The sequence below is a fragment of the Paraflavitalea sp. genome, assembly GCF_059502485.1.
The window spans coordinates 140,558-156,205 of the sequence record NZ_JCACET010000010.1 but is presented as its reverse complement, the minus strand read 5'-3'; the positions used below and the strand labels follow the sequence as shown (position 1 = coordinate 156,205).

The 15,648-nt window shown below is 46.6% G+C and carries 16 protein-coding genes; 11 read left to right on the top strand and 5 right to left on the bottom strand.

The window, feature by feature from the left end:
• Positions 1 to 16: 16 nt before the first annotated feature.
• Together AC5JBY_RS17865 and AC5JBY_RS17860 are read right to left on the bottom strand one after the other, a co-directional pair.
• Positions 17 to 469 (bottom strand): DUF6934 family protein, encoded by a 453-nt coding sequence (locus AC5JBY_RS17865; protein ID WP_495905994.1) that lies wholly within the window; start codon positions 467 to 469, stop codon positions 17 to 19.
• A 93-nt stretch (positions 470 to 562) separates the two neighbouring features.
• A complete protein-coding gene (locus AC5JBY_RS17860) occupies positions 563 to 1,069 on the bottom strand; it encodes a GNAT family N-acetyltransferase (RefSeq protein ID WP_495905993.1) in 507 nt (168 codons plus the stop codon).
• A gap of 145 nt (positions 1,070 to 1,214) precedes the next feature.
• Between AC5JBY_RS17860 and AC5JBY_RS17855 the strand changes: the two genes are divergently transcribed.
• Positions 1,215 to 1,817: a DUF4142 domain-containing protein gene (locus AC5JBY_RS17855; RefSeq protein ID WP_495905992.1), complete on the top strand. Its 603-nt coding sequence runs from the start codon at positions 1,215 to 1,217 to the stop codon at positions 1,815 to 1,817.
• A 97-nt stretch (positions 1,818 to 1,914) separates the two neighbouring features.
• Here the strand turns inward: AC5JBY_RS17855 and AC5JBY_RS17850 are convergent, their stop codons facing one another.
• Positions 1,915 to 2,661 carry an SRPBCC family protein gene (locus AC5JBY_RS17850; RefSeq protein WP_495905991.1) on the bottom strand — a complete coding sequence of 249 codons (747 nt, stop codon included), beginning with the start codon at positions 2,659 to 2,661 and terminating at the stop codon, positions 1,915 to 1,917.
• 192 nt (positions 2,662 to 2,853) lie between these two features.
• Between AC5JBY_RS17850 and AC5JBY_RS17845 the strand changes: the two genes are divergently transcribed.
• Complete coding sequence (locus AC5JBY_RS17845) at positions 2,854 to 3,894, top strand: S41 family peptidase (RefSeq protein ID WP_495905990.1); 1,041 nt, start codon at positions 2,854 to 2,856, stop codon at positions 3,892 to 3,894.
• Positions 3,895 to 3,925: 31 nt separating this feature from the next.
• Positions 3,926 to 4,177 (top strand): hypothetical protein, encoded by a 252-nt coding sequence (locus AC5JBY_RS17840; RefSeq protein WP_495905989.1) that lies wholly within the window; start codon positions 3,926 to 3,928, stop codon positions 4,175 to 4,177.
• Between the two features lie 62 nt (positions 4,178 to 4,239).
• Here the strand turns inward: AC5JBY_RS17840 and AC5JBY_RS17835 are convergent, their stop codons facing one another.
• Positions 4,240 to 4,494, bottom strand: coding sequence for a hypothetical protein (locus AC5JBY_RS17835; protein ID WP_495905988.1), 255 nt, complete (start codon positions 4,492 to 4,494; stop codon positions 4,240 to 4,242).
• Between the two features lie 154 nt (positions 4,495 to 4,648).
• On the opposite strand from AC5JBY_RS17835, the gene AC5JBY_RS17830 reads away from it, so the two are divergent.
• From AC5JBY_RS17830 to AC5JBY_RS17795, 8 genes are all read left to right on the top strand, one after another.
• The gene (locus AC5JBY_RS17830; RefSeq protein WP_495905987.1) at positions 4,649 to 7,303 is read left to right on the top strand and encodes a cation-translocating P-type ATPase; all 2,655 of its coding nucleotides are present in this window, start codon (positions 4,649 to 4,651) and stop codon (positions 7,301 to 7,303) included.
• Positions 7,304 to 7,515: 212 nt separating this feature from the next.
• A complete protein-coding gene (locus AC5JBY_RS17825; RefSeq protein WP_495905986.1) occupies positions 7,516 to 9,264 on the top strand; it encodes a GMC oxidoreductase in 1,749 nt (582 codons plus the stop codon).
• 53 nt (positions 9,265 to 9,317) lie between these two features.
• Positions 9,318 to 9,983 carry a gluconate 2-dehydrogenase subunit 3 family protein gene (locus AC5JBY_RS17820; RefSeq protein WP_495905985.1) on the top strand — a complete coding sequence of 222 codons (666 nt, stop codon included), beginning with the start codon at positions 9,318 to 9,320 and terminating at the stop codon, positions 9,981 to 9,983.
• 111 nt (positions 9,984 to 10,094) lie between these two features.
• Entirely contained in the window at positions 10,095 to 10,673 is a 579-nt protein-coding gene (def, locus tag AC5JBY_RS17815; protein ID WP_495905984.1) for a peptide deformylase, read from the top strand.
• A 154-nt stretch (positions 10,674 to 10,827) separates the two neighbouring features.
• Positions 10,828 to 11,172, top strand: coding sequence for a hypothetical protein (locus tag AC5JBY_RS17810; RefSeq protein ID WP_495905983.1), 345 nt, complete (start codon positions 10,828 to 10,830; stop codon positions 11,170 to 11,172).
• A 94-nt stretch (positions 11,173 to 11,266) separates the two neighbouring features.
• Positions 11,267 to 11,719 carry a tail fiber domain-containing protein gene (locus tag AC5JBY_RS17805; protein ID WP_495905982.1) on the top strand — a complete coding sequence of 151 codons (453 nt, stop codon included), beginning with the start codon at positions 11,267 to 11,269 and terminating at the stop codon, positions 11,717 to 11,719.
• A 246-nt stretch (positions 11,720 to 11,965) separates the two neighbouring features.
• Positions 11,966 to 13,063, top strand: coding sequence for a redox-regulated ATPase YchF (ychF, locus tag AC5JBY_RS17800; RefSeq protein ID WP_495905981.1), 1,098 nt, complete (start codon positions 11,966 to 11,968; stop codon positions 13,061 to 13,063).
• Between the two features lie 468 nt (positions 13,064 to 13,531).
• Positions 13,532 to 13,918, top strand: a complete 387-nt coding sequence (locus AC5JBY_RS17795) for a hypothetical protein (RefSeq protein WP_495905980.1) — start codon at positions 13,532 to 13,534, stop codon at positions 13,916 to 13,918.
• Between the two features lie 169 nt (positions 13,919 to 14,087).
• Here AC5JBY_RS17795 and cls read toward each other — a convergent pair whose 3' ends face one another.
• Positions 14,088 to 15,545: a cardiolipin synthase gene (gene cls, locus AC5JBY_RS17790; protein WP_495905979.1), complete on the bottom strand. Its 1,458-nt coding sequence runs from the start codon at positions 15,543 to 15,545 to the stop codon at positions 14,088 to 14,090.
• Between the last annotated feature and the right edge of the window lie 103 nt (positions 15,546 to 15,648).

Sequence of the window (15,648 nt, the reverse complement as noted above, 5' to 3'; positions counted from 1 at the left end):
ATACTATAATATAAAGTTACGATTTTTTATGTTTAACTAAAAAAGCTTCATAGTTAATATTCTTTTTAAATGGTTGCCACTCCCCGTTGATAAATCCATAAACATGTAGTACAGATTGAACTTCATCTAAATTGGCGGAAATACCCATTTGATATAAACGTGTTCTTGCAGGAGTGCTGCCCTTCGCATGTATCATAACATCAGTAAAATAACTTGTAAATTCTAATACAGCATACGCAACAGTAGCGAGGATTTTCGTTCTATCCTGGTTTTTGCTAATTGATTGGTCATCAATTCGATTAGCTTCTTCATTCACGTCGCCAAAGCCAAGGCTGAAATATGTAATACCGTTGGCGTTTTGTGGGGTAAAACGGATAACTTTTATAATTTTACCTTTCGGGCCTTCGCTGCAAAACTCAAAATCAAGGAAATTTCTTCCAACTGAAAATTCATACCGGTCAAGATTCATGCATCGTTAGATTTGGTAACCAATAAACGAATTGCTGAAGCTTTTAGATTTTAATTTCGGGTATAAGTTGACTTTATATTGAGAGGCTATGCATTATCCTATTTTTAGCTCATACTTCTGTTCGATAACAGGTTTACCGAAGGGCGTGGTGGCGGGTTTTTCTTCTGCTAATACAAAGCCAAACTTCTTGTATAGTGATGCGGCGGCGGGAAGTTCGCTGGTGGTCCACAGGTAGGAAGAGGTATAACTTGCTTCATGTAGAAATTCCATATATAGCTGCATTAGCTTTTTGCCGAGGCCAATACCACGGTAGTCAGGGTGAAGTATGAAGTATCGTAGCTGGGCTGATGCACCGCGGTGCATTAATAAGAGGAAGCCTACTATTTGTTCGTTGTGTTCACACACCCATATACGATCTTTTGCCGTATCGTATTGTTTGCAGAACTCAGCTAATCCTTCGGCTACATAGGCTTCAAACGTTACTCCATAGTTGTATTCCCGGCTGTACAGGGAGCCGTGCAGGTAGGTTATATAGCCAATGTCTCCGGGCTGTAAAGTGGTGCGTATGTGAATATCGTCAAGGTGCAATGCGGGCGTCATCGTCATAAAAATTATGCCTAAAGGTAATATTAGCCTGCAGCATCTCCCACCCGATACTTGCGGTATTTAAATTGCCCCTAAAGGTGTACAATGTAGCATCGATTCGTGGCACAGGAATTATGATCTTGTTGTAAACACAATTAATATGAAAACAAAAGTTTGTATTCCTCTTTTTATGGCGATTACGGTTATGGCCGCCTGTGGTGATGGCAGTACTGAATCTGTTGATAAGGCAGCCGACAGTTCTACAGTAAGTCAGACTCCTGCAGATTCTTCTCAACAATCTACAAGTAGTAATATCGATGCAACACCGCTTGATGAAAAGACTGGTAAATGGGCCACTGAAACAGCTAATGGTGGCATGATGGAGGTAACCTTGGGACAGACAGCACAACAGCAGGCTGTGAGCCAGCGGGTGAAAGATTTTGGCTCCATGATGGTAAGGGATCATACAAAGGCAGGTGATGAGCTAAAGGCTATTGCCAATGCCAAGAGCTTTACGCTTCCTGCTATGTTGCCTGAAAAGCATCAAAAAGACGTAGATGACCTGAGCAAGAAAACAGGCAGTGATTTCGATAAGGCTTATATGAAGACAATGGTGAAGGATCATGAGGATAATGTAAAGAAGTTTGAGAAAGCAGCTACTGATGCTACCGATCCGGCTATCAGGGATTTTGCTGCCCGGACGCTGCCCACTTTGCGTGTTCACCTGGATTCAGCGAAAGCTATCCATAAAGACCTAAAATAAGTATCAACAGCTACTTTTTCCCATCCGTCCCTTTCCTAATATAAAAAGCTGATCGCACAAGCGACCAGCTTTTTTGTTATACGGTACGGATGAAAAACTAACGCGTTTGCAGGGACGAATATTCGGCAGGTGTAATGCCTTCAATATATTCTTTGAACTGGTGAATGTCTCTTTCCACGATCTTTGAAAACGCCGGGTTTATCAGCTTTGCAATCGCTACGCCGATATCTCCTGCCGGTGGGCGGTATGTGATGGTTACCTGAACTTCTGTGCCTCCTTCCGGTGCATCTCTGAATTCTACTTTACCAGCATTTTCGATCGCCGATCCTGAAATGGATTGCCAGCCGATCAATACGCCGTACTCATCTTTTACGATCTGTGCATTCCAGCGAACCCTGCCCAGGTTGGCAGGAATAATTGCTTCCCAACGGGAGTGCAGCGGGTCTACCTCACGTACGCTGGCGAGGTGGTTCATAAAGGATGGCAGGTTCTCCAGTTTGCGCCAGAAGCGGTATACTTCATGGCGGGGTTTATTTACGACCATGGTGGTGCGAACGTTGATAGCAGACGTACGCCTTACATTTTTTGTTTTGCCCATGGCTGCGTAGGCCGGACAGCTACCTGATGCACCACGGTAAAGCAGAAAACCGCCTACCATGCTTTGCAGGAAGCTTTTTACCGGGTGTTTGGTAAAATGGCGCACGCCATGTCCTATGAGGGCTACGCCGGCCGTGGCGGAAAGCAATCTTTCCGGCCAACTCACATTGATCACATTGCTTCCTTTGATATTATTGGGTAAAACCGGATCGTCCATCCAGGTTTCCGTTGCATTATAGTCTTTCATATACACTTTTTGGGTAAAAGCTTACCAAAACCCTGCCTATGCGAACAGTGGTTATTTACAATCAGTTATGGGGAATATGGGCAACAGTTTTCTCCCGCTGTACCTCTTGGTTAATAGCCGGAATTTGTGGAAATTGGGAAGAATTGAGTCTTAGTTCATTTTAGTGCCCATTTATCACCTACCTGTTTGCTTATGCACCGATTGTTAGTCCTGTTGCTTTTCTTTATCGCATTCGCTGGCTATGGCCAGTCTGGCAGCCGTCAGGTGGCAGCTATGACCACTACTACCCTGGTGTCGGCACAGGATAGTGCCTTTGCTTTGTTTGAACAGGCGCTGGAACTGATGCAAAAGAATCCTTTTAATAAAAGGGAAGTTTCCTGGGATTCATTGGTGTCATCGGCACGGGAGCAACTGTCGGACGCTACTACACTTAAAGAGGCACATACTGTCATTAATCAATGCCTGAAGCAGGTGCAAGGACCGCACAGTTTTGTGATGCCTGCCCGTCATGCAGCTTTATACCATAATGATACGGCCCGGCTTAAACGTGCTCCTGCATTGCGGGAGTTGATGGGCTCCATCGACTATGAAATGGTGGATGATGGTATCGGCTATATTGCTGTTCCCTGGATCAGTTCTACCGACCCTGTTGTTTGTATGCAGGTAGCAGATAGCCTGCAATCGCTCATTGGGAGGCTGGCTGCTCAGGGAGCCAAGCGCTGGATCATCGATCTGCGCAAGAACAGTGGAGGCAATTGCTGGCCTATGCTGGCTGGTATGGGGCCGTTGCTTGGTAATGGTACCTGTGGCTATTTCGTGCGTAAAGCCCGTGTAACCAGCATCCGCTACCAGGATGGCGTGGCGCTGCATAATAGTACCGTGATGTGTAAGGTCAGCAATCCTGTAACGCTTACCGACGAACAGCGACAACAGATCGTAGTGCTCACGGGGCCTAAAACTTCCAGTTCCGGCGAGATACTGGCGCTGGCTTTTAAAGGTATGCCGCGTGCCCGATTGATGGGAGAACCTACTGCTGGTCTCACTACCGCTAATACTACTTATGATCTTTTAGATGGCTCTACCCTGGTGCTCACCATTTGCCAGGAGGCCGACCGGCATGGCCGGATATGCGAGGGTAAAATTGTTCCGGATGATCTTGTAAAGTCCGATCCTTTGCAGAAGGAAGAGGATGTTGTGAAAGACAGCGCCCGCATGTGGCTGCAAATGCAGTGAATTCTTCGTAACTTTTAGGGAAATCTACCGTATGGCGCAAAGCAGGCATCGTCACAAGCATGCGCACCATCATGCGCATCCTCCTCATCCTGGCGTGGGCAGCCGGCATCAGGCTCAACGCAAGGCTATCAGCATCATGATGATCTTTATGGGTGTATTGGGGTTGTTTGTAGCATATGTGTCGGCAGGGCCTGACTTGTTATGGCTTGCCGTAGGATTGATCATTGGGGCGGCGACTGGTTTCCTGGTGGGGCGAAGTATGGATAAGGCTGCCAGTAAATAAAAAAGTGACGCCCCCTTCACAAGGCATCACCTTTAGCTTTTAAAAAGCAGGGCAAGCAAGCGTTAATTATCAAGCGCAGCGAAAAAGAATCCTTCTTCGCTAAGAACGTGTTCATTTGGTATAAAGCGTAACAGCGATTCCCTTACCATGTCTTCAGCAGCCTGCTGATAGCGGGTACCTACTTCCGGTGTTTTCAAAGCAAACTTCCAGCTTTGTATCTTCAGGATCGCAATTTTACTGGCATGGATGGTATGGTTCTCCAACAACTTATACTTCTCTGCCAGGTAATCCTGGTCGTTTTGGATATTTGGGTTCATAGGGATTGAATGTGTTAATCAAAAGCCTTACCGTTATTTAACGTGGCTTTAATGTAGAAATTGTGTGTCTTTAACAGAAAAAGTACGATGTAGAAAACGCTGGTAATCAGCTCAACCATGGCACCGGATTTATTGTTAATAGAAACCTCTTATTATGAACAAAACTTCCACAGCCTGGTATAACCAATCTATAGAAGAAACTGCTTCACAAAATACTGCTGCTCCCGATGGTTTGTCGGCCACAGAAGCAGCCGAACGGTTGAAGCAGCATGGTCCTAATGCCCTCCCTCCTCCCAAAGCGAAAAGTATCTGGCGTATTTTTCTTATGCAATTCTTAAGTCCGCTCATATACGTGTTGATCGGCGCGGGTATTTTATCTGCTATAGCACGCGAGGTCAGTGATGCTATTTTTATCACTGCTATTATCGTGATCAATGCTGTATTGGGCACCTGGCAGGAATGGCAGGCGGAGAACAGCGCAGCTGCTTTGAAAAGCCTGGTGACTATTAAAGCTCATATTAAACGTGATGGTCAAGTGCTGGAAGTGGATGCAGAGCAGATTGTGCCGGGTGATGTGGTTCTGTTGGAGTCGGGTGTAAAAGTGCCTGCCGATCTTCGTCTGGCAGAGGCGCGTGAGCTAAGTGTGGAAGAAGCATTGCTTACCGGAGAATCGCAGGCTGTCACCAAAACAACAGAGCCATTAACTGATAAAGAGCTGGCCCTTGGTGATCAAACCAATATGGCTTTTACGGCAACCACCGTGGTGAAAGGACGTGGATGGGGTTATGCAGTGGCTACTGGTACTAATACAGAGATCGGTCGTATTGCTGGCTCGTTATCGGAAGGCAAAGCGGAGAAGCCGCCGTTGATACAACGTATGGATGCTTTTTCGCGAAAGATCAGTATTGCGGTACTGGTAGTGTGTGTGTTGCTGGGATTCATCGGCTGGTATCGTGGTATGCCGATCATGGAGATCTTTTTCCTGATGATTGCTGTGGGTGTATCTGCTATTCCTGAAGGGTTGCCTGTGGCATTGACAGTGGCTTTGTCCATCGGTACGCGCAGGATGGCAAAACGAAACGTGATCGTGCGCAGGCTGCCTGCGGTGGAAGGACTCGGCAGTTGTACCATGATCGCTTCTGATAAAACAGGTACGCTTACCATGGATCAGCAATCGGTAAAAAAGATTGTACTGCCGGATGCAGGTTCGTTTATAGTAACCGGTGAGGGATATGATGGAGATGGAAGTATTCAGGATGACAAAGAGCAAGACGTCAAAGAATTGCCGGAGTCATTGCATGCTTTTGTTCAGGCTGCTGTGTTGTCTAATGAAGGTGTATTGCGCAAAAAGCAGGATGGCTGGGAGCATACGGGTGATGCGATGGACGTGGCATTGTTGGCCATGGCTTACAAGGCTGGTAAATCTCCGGACGATTTTAAAAAGGATGTGGAGATTGTGCAGATGGTCCCTTATGAATCGGAGAATAAATTCTCCGGTGTTTATTATAAGCAAGGTGGTGAGTTGTGGTTTGCTATGAAGGGTGCATTGGAGATAGTCATCAAAAAGCTGCCGGAAGAAGAACAAAAGAAGGCGCATGAAGAGTCTGAGCAAATGGCGGCGGATGGCTACCGGGTATTGGCTTTTGCCAGGGGCAAGGTAACGGATACAAAGCTGGAATCGCTGCCGGTATTGCAATGGGCGGGGTTGACCGGATTGATCGACCCGCTGAGACCAGAAGCAATACAGGCAGTGAAAGAGTGTAAGGAAGCAGGTGTATCGGTTGTAATGATCACCGGCGACCACCCTGCTACTGCATTGTTTATTGCCAAAGAGCTGGGACTTGCTGATAATAAGGAGCAGGTGATCACCGGTAAAGAATTGGGCACGTTGGAGCAACAGGATGCGCAGGCGATCGATCAGCAGCTCAAAGATAAAAAGGTGTATGCGCGCGTGGCGCCGCTGCAGAAGAAGCGTATTGTGGAAAGCATGAAAAACCAGGGGCATTTTGTTGCCGTGACTGGTGATGGGGCTAATGATGCGCCGGCGCTGAAATCAGCGCATATTGGTATTGCTATGGGCAGCGGTACCGACCTTGCCAAGGAAACTGCTTCGATCATCGTTACGGATAACAATTTTGCTTCTATCGCTGCCGGTGTGGAGGAAGGGCGCTTTACGTATGACAACCTGCGCAAGATCATTTACCTGCTGATCTCTACAGGCGTGGCGGAAATTCTGTTAGTGGCCATTCCGTTGATTATGGGATTACCTATTCCCCTGTTGGCGGTGCAGCTGTTGTGGCTGAACCTGGTGACCAACGGCATTCAGGAAATAGCGCTGGCTTTTGAAAAGGGCGATATGGCGGTGATGAAAAAGCCACCGCGCAAGCCCGGTGAAAGTATTTTCGATGCGCTGATGTTGCAGGAGGTATTTATTTCCGCCGCTGTGATGACTGTCATTGCTTTCGGCACCTGGTATTATTTGGTGGAGTTTCAGGGGATGGAAGCAAAGCATGCGCGGACTGATGTGATGATGCTGATGGTGCTGCTGCAAAATTTTCATGTGCTGAATTGCCGCTCCGAAACCCGCTCTTTGTTCCGCATTCCATTTTCCAATAATAAGCTTATTGTGGTCGGCGTGTTGCTGGCGCAGGGGGTACATATCCTGGCGGCTTATATTCCGGGGCTGAATACCACGCTTCAATTGGAGCCTGTTCGCCTCAATGAATGGCTCATTTTACTGGCACTTGCCTGCAGTATTGTAGTCGTGATGGAACTATTCAAGTTGATCAGGAAACCCCGGTCAAATTAGTCAATAAAGCGGGTTAAAAAAGCATTAGTATAAGAAGTTGGTTCTTTGCTAAATGGTTTTAGATAGCTATCTTCAGCCTTTGGTGGTGAAAACTGAATAGAAAGTTAAGAAAGGTTGCCCTTTTATAAAAAAGTGTCCCCGTTTTTGCTTTTAAACACCTAAAACCAATACATTTACGCCACCTTTTTACACTAATCCTTTAAACTTGCTGTATGGGCGATCTGCAGATTAAAAAAAGTGCAAAGCAGTATGATGTGGTGATCGTGGGTTCCGGCGCCGGCGGTGGTATGGCCGCGTATATCCTGGCTAATGCCGGATTGAAAATTTGTCTCCTCGAGGCGGGACCCAATTATGATCCTAAGACGAATATTACGCAATTCAAGAATCCCTGGGAGTCTCCCCGTCGTGGTGCAAGTACGAAATACCGTCCTTTCGGTGATTTTGACGCTTGCTATTGGGGCTGGGAAATCGATGGTGAGCCTTATACCAAGGAAAGTGGTACGCAATGGGACTGGTGGCGCGCGCGCATGTTGGGTGGCCGTACCAATCACTGGGGCCGTATCTCTCTCCGTTTTGGACCTAAAGATTTCAAGCGTCGTAGCATCGATGGTCTGGGTGAAAACTGGCCTATTGGTTATGAGGATATCAAACCTTTCTACGACCGTGTCGATAAACTGATTGGTGTATTTGGCACTAACGAAGGTCTGGAGAATGATCCTGATGGTATCTTCCTCCCTCCTCCCAAGCCACGTTTGCACGAATTGATGATCAAGAAAGCAGGGATTGCTGCTGGTGTACCTGTGATCCCCTCTCGTCTGTCGATCCTTACCAAGGCATTGCCCGGTAATAAAGATCGTGGTGAATGTATGTTCTGTGCGCAGTGTGGTCGTGCGTGTTCTTATGCTTACGCAGATTTCTCTTCTTCCTCCGTATTGGTGAAGCCAGCGCTGGCCACAGGTAATGTTGACCTCGTGGTAAATGCTATGGCGCGTGAGGTATTAACTAATAAAGAAGGTAAAGCTACCGGCGTTTCTTATGTAAATAAGGACGACCTGATGGAATACCAGGTGAATGGCCGCGTAGTGATCCTCGCTGCCAGTGCTTGTGAAAGTGCCCGCCTGTTGTTGAACTCCAAATCTCAACGTCATCCCAATGGCCTGGCCAATAGCAGCAACGTGGTAGGTAAATACCTGCACGACTCTACCGGTACGGCGATGGGTGGTGTGCTGCCGCAGCTCTTCGGCCGCAAGCGCTATAATGAAGATGGTGTTGGTGGTATGCACGTTTATTCTCCATGGTGGGGTGATAACAAGAAGCTCGACTTCCCCCGTGGTTACCACATTGAATATTGGGGTGGCATGGGTCAGCCTGCTTATGGCGTTGGCTGGGGTACTGAAGGCATGAATGGCAAATATGCCGTGAATGGCCAGAAGAAAGAGGCTGGTGGTTATGGTAAATCGCTGAAAGAGGACGTTCGTTTCTTCTATGGTGCCAGCGTAGGTATGGCCGGTCGTGGTGAAGCGTTGTCGCTGGAAAGCAACTATTGCGCAATCGATCCCAATGTGGTTGATAAATATGGTATCCCTGTATTGAAGTTCAATGTGAAGTGGTCTGAGCATGAGATCAACCAGGCGAAGCATATGAAGGAAACCTTCCGGGAGATCATGCACAACATGGGTGCGATCATTACCTGGGGTGATGATGGTACGAAGGAGAACAACTATGGCATCGATACGCCGGGTAAAATCATCCATGAAGCAGGAACCATCCGTATGGGTGATGATGCCAAACGTTCTGCTCTTAATAAGTGGAGCCAGGCACACGATTGTCCCAACCTGTTTAATGTTGACGGCGGTCAGTTTGTATCGCAAGCCGATAAGAACATCACGTGGACCATCCTGGCGCTTTCTATGAGAGCGAGTGAATATATCATCGATGAGATGAAGAAACAGAATCTTTAATTACTAAGAATCCAGAATTCAGTATTCTGAATCCAGAATAAATGCAATAAGTTATGGATAGAAGAAAATCCCTCAAAGCATTAGCGTTAGGAACGCTTTCTGCCGGTGTGTTGCTGGAAGCCTGTGGTGATGGCGATAAAAAGCCTGCAGATGATAAAGCTGCCTCCTCCCAGCCTGCTTCCGCCATCGACCGTATGAAGGAAGAGGAAGCGCATTATAAGGCTGTTACCTCCTCTACTTTCTTTACACCAGCTGAGCTGGCTACCATCACAATCCTGGGCGATATCATTATCCCCAAGGATGAGGTAAGTGGCAGCGCCTCCGATGCCAAGGTGCCTGAATGGATCGAGTTTATCGTAAAGGATATGCCCGAGCATCAGATTCCTATGCGCGGCGGCTTGCGCTGGCTCGATATGCAGTGCCTGAAACGCTATGAGAAGGCTTTCAAGGATTGCGATCAAAAGCAGCAAATGGAAATGGTGGATGAGATCGCCTGGCCCGCCAAGGCCAAGCCTGAAATGGCGCAAGGTGTTGCTTTCTTCAACCTGATCCGCAACCTCACTGTTACCGGCTTTTATACTTCCGAGATCGGCGTGAAGGATATTGGCTATGCTGGTAACAAACCCAATAAATGGAATGGGGTGCCTGATGATGTATTGAAGCAATACAACCTGGCGTATACAGAAAAGGAGATAAAGGAGTGCGCCAGCTACACCTAAACTGCGACAACTACCTTTAACAAAATACTCAAAGATCCCGGTACACTGCTTTTGCGCAGTTGCCGGGATCTTTGTATTTTAACCGGGCAACATTAAGAAAAACCTGATAAGATGATTTTACCCATTGTGGCATATGGAAATGACATCCTGCGCCAGCCCTGTACGCCGGTGGATGCCCAATATCCTGCGCTGGATGCACTGATTGGCAATATGTGGCAGACTTTATATGTGGCCAATGGTTGTGGGCTGGCTGCTCCGCAGGTGAATCATGCGATACGGTTGTTTATTGTAGATAGTGTGCAAACGTTTGAGAACATGGAACAGCGTAGCCGTAAAAAGTATTTCGATACGCATGGTGGTATTCAGGAGACTTTTATCAACGCGAAGATCATCGAGCGTTCTTTTGATACGTGGACAGATGAAGAGGGTTGTCTTAGCATCCCTTCGCTGGCCGGAGAAGTGGAAAGGCCCTGGGCTGTGACTGTTGAATATCTTGACAGGAACTTTCAATCGCACATTCGCACCTTCAGTGGTTCTACTGCCCGTATGATACAGCACGAGTATGATCATACAGAAGGTATTCTTTATCTCGATTACCTGAAGCCGCTACGACGTACGCTGCTAAAGTCAAAATTGCAAAAAGTTAAAGAAGGAAAGGTTAAAGCTAATTATCCAATGAAGTTTCAGTGATCTTCATAATCACTGCTTCATGTTTTTATACTAAGTAATTCTTCTTATTCGATTGTTAATAATTCTCTCATCTTTTTAGAAAATAAGAGCCACGTCGTACATTTGCACCACAGAATAAAGGATTTACGTGTAGCATATATCTTAGGTCATAGTTATGAAGATCAGTGTGGCAACATATATCATCGGTTATTTCTTTTTCCTGGCATTCCTCTTCCATAGTGTGGTACCGGATGCAATGATCTTGTCGGGCCATCTTTCTACTAAAGTAGTAAAGGCCGCGCTGGAAGAACAGGAGGAAGCGAAGAACGCTGAGCGTGGTGCTGAAGAAACAAAAGCTGATCCACGTACTGAATACCTGCCCGGTGCGCATGCATCTTTTTATATTCATCCGGTACAGTTGTTTGTCATCTCTGATAAGAATATTCCCAGGAATACAGACTTTCTGCAGGCAGTGGTGTTACCCGTGCCTACTCCCCCACCCAATGTAACTATTGTTTAATCTGTTTCCGTCAGCGCAAGGCTGATGCTTTGTTACTTGTCGATAGTTAAAATTATCGTCATAGAAATTTTTCTACCCGTTTAAAAATTAAATCATGCGTTATAAAACTCAATATATTATTGCATCACTATTCTTTTCTTTCCTATTATTGTCAACTGCAACTGTGATTGGTCAAGATGCGAAGAATGGTGTTACTCACAAGAAAGTTGCTACTATCGATAACCCGGTGCAAAACCTGGTACAACTGGAGCCCGGCGTTTTTGAATATGATCAGCTGCAATCAAAGCAATTGAAACTGCCTGCAGGTAAGCATTATGGTTTTACTGTGGCAGAAATTGAAGCTGTTTTTCCGGAGTTGATAAAGACTACGACCCACACTTATATGTATGGCAAGAATACTTACCGTACTGCTACTGTAAAAACAGTGGATATGGAAAGTCTGATACCGGTGTTGGTAGCTTCTATGAAGCAGCAACAACAGGAAATAGAGCAATTGAAAAAGGAGCTGCAGGAGCTGAAGAAGCCGGTAGCCGCCCTTTCTAAATAGTGGCAGACGGTTTGGCGACCAATAAAAACAGGTCTGCTTTTTTACGAGTCCCCCTTGTACTGCTGCATCAGTGCCTGGGGGCTCGTTCTTTTGCGGCAGTCGTGAATCGGCAATCGGCAATACCGGCTCTTTCGAGCTTATTCTCAATTACTTATTTAACCATCCCGGTTTAGCTGTTTCGGCTTATCTTTGCGCGCCTAAAAGGCAGGTTGCAGGTAGCACCTGATCACAGAAAACTAAACAAATATGGCTTTACAAGCAGGCGTCGTAGGACTTCCGAACGTAGGAAAATCAACTTTGTTCAACGCGGTGAGCAACAGCGCCAAGGCGCAGGCGAGCAATTACCGCTTTTGTACCATCGAACCCAATGTGGGCCTGGTGGATGTACCGGATGCCCGCCTCAGCAAACTGGCCGAACTGGTAGTCCCTAATCGTATCGTGCCTACTCAGATAGAGATCGTAGATATCGCTGGTCTGGTGCGTGGCGCCAGCAAGGGTGAAGGTCTGGGCAACCAGTTCCTGGGTAATATCCGCGAAGTGGATGCGATCATCCACGTGATCCGCTGTTTCGAGGATGAAAACATCCTGCGTGATGAAGGCGCCATCAATCCTGTAAGTGATAAAGAGATCATCGATACTGAATTGCAGTTGAAAGACCTGGACAGCGTGGAGCGTAAGATTGGCCGCGTGGAGAAAGCTGCCCGTGTTGATCCCAAGATGAAAGCCGAACTGGAGATACTGGTGCGCTGCAAAGAGCATTTGCAACAAGGTAAGAGCATCCGCGGACTCAATCTTTCCAAAGAAGAGCGCGCAGCTATTGCCGATCTGTTCCTGCTGACAGAAAAGCCCGTGTTGTATGTAGCCAATGTGGATGAGGCGTCTATGCATACTGGTAATAAGTATTCTGAAGTGCTGGCAAAGGCTGCTAAAGAGGAAGGTGCAGAGATCATCGTGATGAGTAATAACATCGAAGCGCAGATCGCAGAAATGGAAGATCCGGCCGACCGCCAGTTGTTTATGGAAGAATATAAGATGACAGAGCCTGCGCTGAACCGTCTTATTACTTCAGCTTATAAGTTGCTCAACTTGTTCACCTATTTCACCGCGGGTGTACAGGAAGTGCGTGCATGGACTATTCACCAGGGCTGGAAAGCGCCGCAAGCTGCGGGTGTGATCCATACCGACTTTGAAAAGGGCTTTATTAAAGCGGAAGTGATTGCTTACAGCGACTTCGTGCACTATGGTTCTGAAGCTGCTGCCCGTGAAGTGGGTAAGCTGCGTATTGAAGGGAAGGAATATGTGGTGAAGGATGGTGATGTGATGCACTTCAGGTTCAACGTATAATCTGTCTGAACCACGATTTTGCGGATTGAGAGGATATTAGATAGAAAAAATATAAAAGGGCTCAAACTTGTTGATAGCAACAGTTTGAGCCTTTTTCGTTTTGAGTGCTGGCGCGAAGCCTAAAATGATGTAATTATTGATTGATCTGATGTGCGTCTTTTCTGCTTAACTCTCCTCTTCTGGCTTATCTAATTTCATCACAATCCGTGGAATATGTGTGAAAAAAAAGAAAGGATGTTGTGATGTTCCACGGGGAACCACAATACTGGCGTGGTTTTCACGTTGAGGGCAAAAATCCTCAAAAAGAAGTAATCCACAATGATTGATTTGATATTAGTCAAATGAAAGGCCTGTTTTTGTTTGTCAAATGTCAAAGTCCGGGCGGATAAAGCGGCTTGCGATAAAGCGTTTCGATCTACTTTAGCCATGCTTCCTTAGGTTTTATCATCGTCTGGGAGATTAATATTTATGCAGGCAGTGTCTCTTTTTCATTTTACCAATGATCTCTCCAATCTCTACGAAATGATGCGGCATCCGGATGACTATGTGCTGGAGGGCGATACCTTGCATATGAAGTTTTCTTTGTTGATCCCATTTGCCTTTTTCCTGCTGCTTATTGTTGTATTGATCGTGCAGGTGCTCCGAAAGGAGCCAAGGGTTATTACTTATAAGCCGGGTTTAAACAGGAAATGGTTGTTAATCTTGTCGGCTATGCTGCCTGTTCAATTCGTGGTGCTCCGTTTAGGAAAAGAAAATTTGCTTGATGTAGCAGGTGTGCTACTCACCGTTGCTCAATGTCTGTTGTTGCCCCGCATATTCATTACCCGAAAAGCCAGGGCGTCGAATGGTAATTAAGTAAAGGCTATTGCAGACTGCGGTGCATAAGGGTTATAAAGTGGAACGCCGTGTGAAACCAAGAAAAATGTGGTGTTCCACGGGGAACCACAATATGGGCGTGGTTTTCACGTTAATGGGCTGCTTTGTTTCACTCCGGAATTTATTGTGTATACGTATATCTTTTTTTCTATAACATCGGTGCTACCAACCGTGCCGTCTTTTCGGTGAGCTCATAATACCAGGGGCGCGCCTCCCATCGTATCGGATCTATCTGTTCTGCATCTTTCAGGTCTTCGTAAAAGATGTTGGTTAACTCTGTAGCCACTGCTTCATCATAGACAATGGCATTTACTTCAAAGTTGAGGTCGAAGCTGCGGTAGTCCATGTTTGCCGTACCTACGATGGCTACCTTTCTATCGGTGACCATTGTTTTGGCATGTACAAACCCTTTTTGGTACCGGTATATCTCTACGCCTGATTTCAGTAGCTCACTGTAATAGGAACGCGCAGCGGCATTCACAAATACGGAATCTGAAATACCGGGCACCAGCAGTTTTACTTTCAATCCACTCAGTGCTGCTACGATCAATGCCTCGACGATGCTTTCGCCTGGTATGAAATATGGAGTAGTGATCAGGATTTCTTCCTGCGCCAGGAAAATGGCTTGTAACAGCGAATATAGAATCGTTGGCCGGTCAGAGTCCGGACCGCTGGCTGCTATCTGTACCAGCTTATCGCTTTTGGAGGATAGTATATGGGCTTTGGGAAACAAGATGCTGTCGGGCTCGAGATGATCATCGGCGCAAAAGTTCCAATCGGCCAGGAATAGGTATTGCAGGTACAATACGCCCGGTCCTTCGATGCGCAGGTGGGTATCGCGCCAGAACAGGTCGTTGGGTTCATTGGACTTGTTGACGTAGCGGTTGCTCACATTGATACCACCTACAAAGCCTACCTTACCATCCACGACGATAATCTTGCGGTGGTTACGGTAGTTGATACGGTTGGCCAGGAAAATAAAGAGTATCCTGTAGAAGGGATATACTTTAACGCCGGCGTTGCGCAGTCGGCTCACCATTTTCTTGCGAATGGAGCGGCTGCCGAAATCGTCATAGATGAAACGCACCTCTACCCCACTCTTCGCTTTGCGGATCAGCACTTCTTCAATGGCGCGTCCTGTTTCATCATCTTCATAGATGTAGTATTCAATATGAATATGATAGCGTGCCCGCTCCAGGGCTTTCAGTACTTCGGGAAACTTCTGTTCACCATTTACCAGTATCTGCACGTGGTTGTTGGCAGTGAGGGGGCTGGAACCGTCTTTCAACAGCAGCCGTGCCAGTTCTTTATTATCGGCAATGGCCGGGTTTTTCCTTTCAAGATTGTGCAGGGTATAATGGACAATGGCATCCTGTATTTTCTTTTCGAGGTTGTTGTCCTTGACCAGTTTCTTATTGTAGATCTTCCTTTTCCGGTAGTTAATACCAAAGGAGAAATAGACCAGGATGCCAACGATGGGAACAAAGATGGCCAGCAGCATGTAGGCTACTGTTTTAGTGGTGCTGCGGGTGTCGTAGATGATGCGCAGGCATACCAGGGCTACGATGACAACATAGATGGTCTCATAAATGGGCAATGATCTCATGGGCGGTGCGCTGGTGATTTATAGTCAGGCTGTTGAATACATGCTAAGGTAATCGAAAAGGTTTACGTGGTCGCAATTACCCCTCTAAAATGACAGAGCCACA

Coding starts and splice junctions, on each gene's coding strand:
- AC5JBY_RS17855 (WP_495905992.1), top strand. CDS start 1,215: ATGAAAACAAAAGTTTGTATTCCTCTTTTTATGGCGATTACGGTTATG.
- AC5JBY_RS17810 (WP_495905983.1), top strand. CDS start 10,828: ATGAAGATCAGTGTGGCAACATATATCATCGGTTATTTCTTTTTCCTG.
- AC5JBY_RS17865 (WP_495905994.1), bottom strand. CDS start 469: ATGAATCTTGACCGGTATGAATTTTCAGTTGGAAGAAATTTCCTTGAT.
- AC5JBY_RS17860 (WP_495905993.1), bottom strand. CDS start 1,069: ATGACGCCCGCATTGCACCTTGACGATATTCACATACGCACCACTTTA.
- AC5JBY_RS17825 (WP_495905986.1), top strand. CDS start 7,516: ATGGGCGATCTGCAGATTAAAAAAAGTGCAAAGCAGTATGATGTGGTG.
- ychF (WP_495905981.1), top strand. CDS start 11,966: ATGGCTTTACAAGCAGGCGTCGTAGGACTTCCGAACGTAGGAAAATCA.
- AC5JBY_RS17840 (WP_495905989.1), top strand. CDS start 3,926: ATGGCGCAAAGCAGGCATCGTCACAAGCATGCGCACCATCATGCGCAT.
- cls (WP_495905979.1), bottom strand. CDS start 15,545: ATGAGATCATTGCCCATTTATGAGACCATCTATGTTGTCATCGTAGCC.
- AC5JBY_RS17830 (WP_495905987.1), top strand. CDS start 4,649: ATGAACAAAACTTCCACAGCCTGGTATAACCAATCTATAGAAGAAACT.
- AC5JBY_RS17835 (WP_495905988.1), bottom strand. CDS start 4,494: ATGAACCCAAATATCCAAAACGACCAGGATTACCTGGCAGAGAAGTAT.
- AC5JBY_RS17820 (WP_495905985.1), top strand. CDS start 9,318: ATGGATAGAAGAAAATCCCTCAAAGCATTAGCGTTAGGAACGCTTTCT.
- def (WP_495905984.1), top strand. CDS start 10,095: ATGATTTTACCCATTGTGGCATATGGAAATGACATCCTGCGCCAGCCC.
- AC5JBY_RS17845 (WP_495905990.1), top strand. CDS start 2,854: ATGCACCGATTGTTAGTCCTGTTGCTTTTCTTTATCGCATTCGCTGGC.
- AC5JBY_RS17850 (WP_495905991.1), bottom strand. CDS start 2,661: ATGAAAGACTATAATGCAACGGAAACCTGGATGGACGATCCGGTTTTA.
- AC5JBY_RS17805 (WP_495905982.1), top strand. CDS start 11,267: ATGCGTTATAAAACTCAATATATTATTGCATCACTATTCTTTTCTTTC.
- AC5JBY_RS17795 (WP_495905980.1), top strand. CDS start 13,532: ATGCAGGCAGTGTCTCTTTTTCATTTTACCAATGATCTCTCCAATCTC.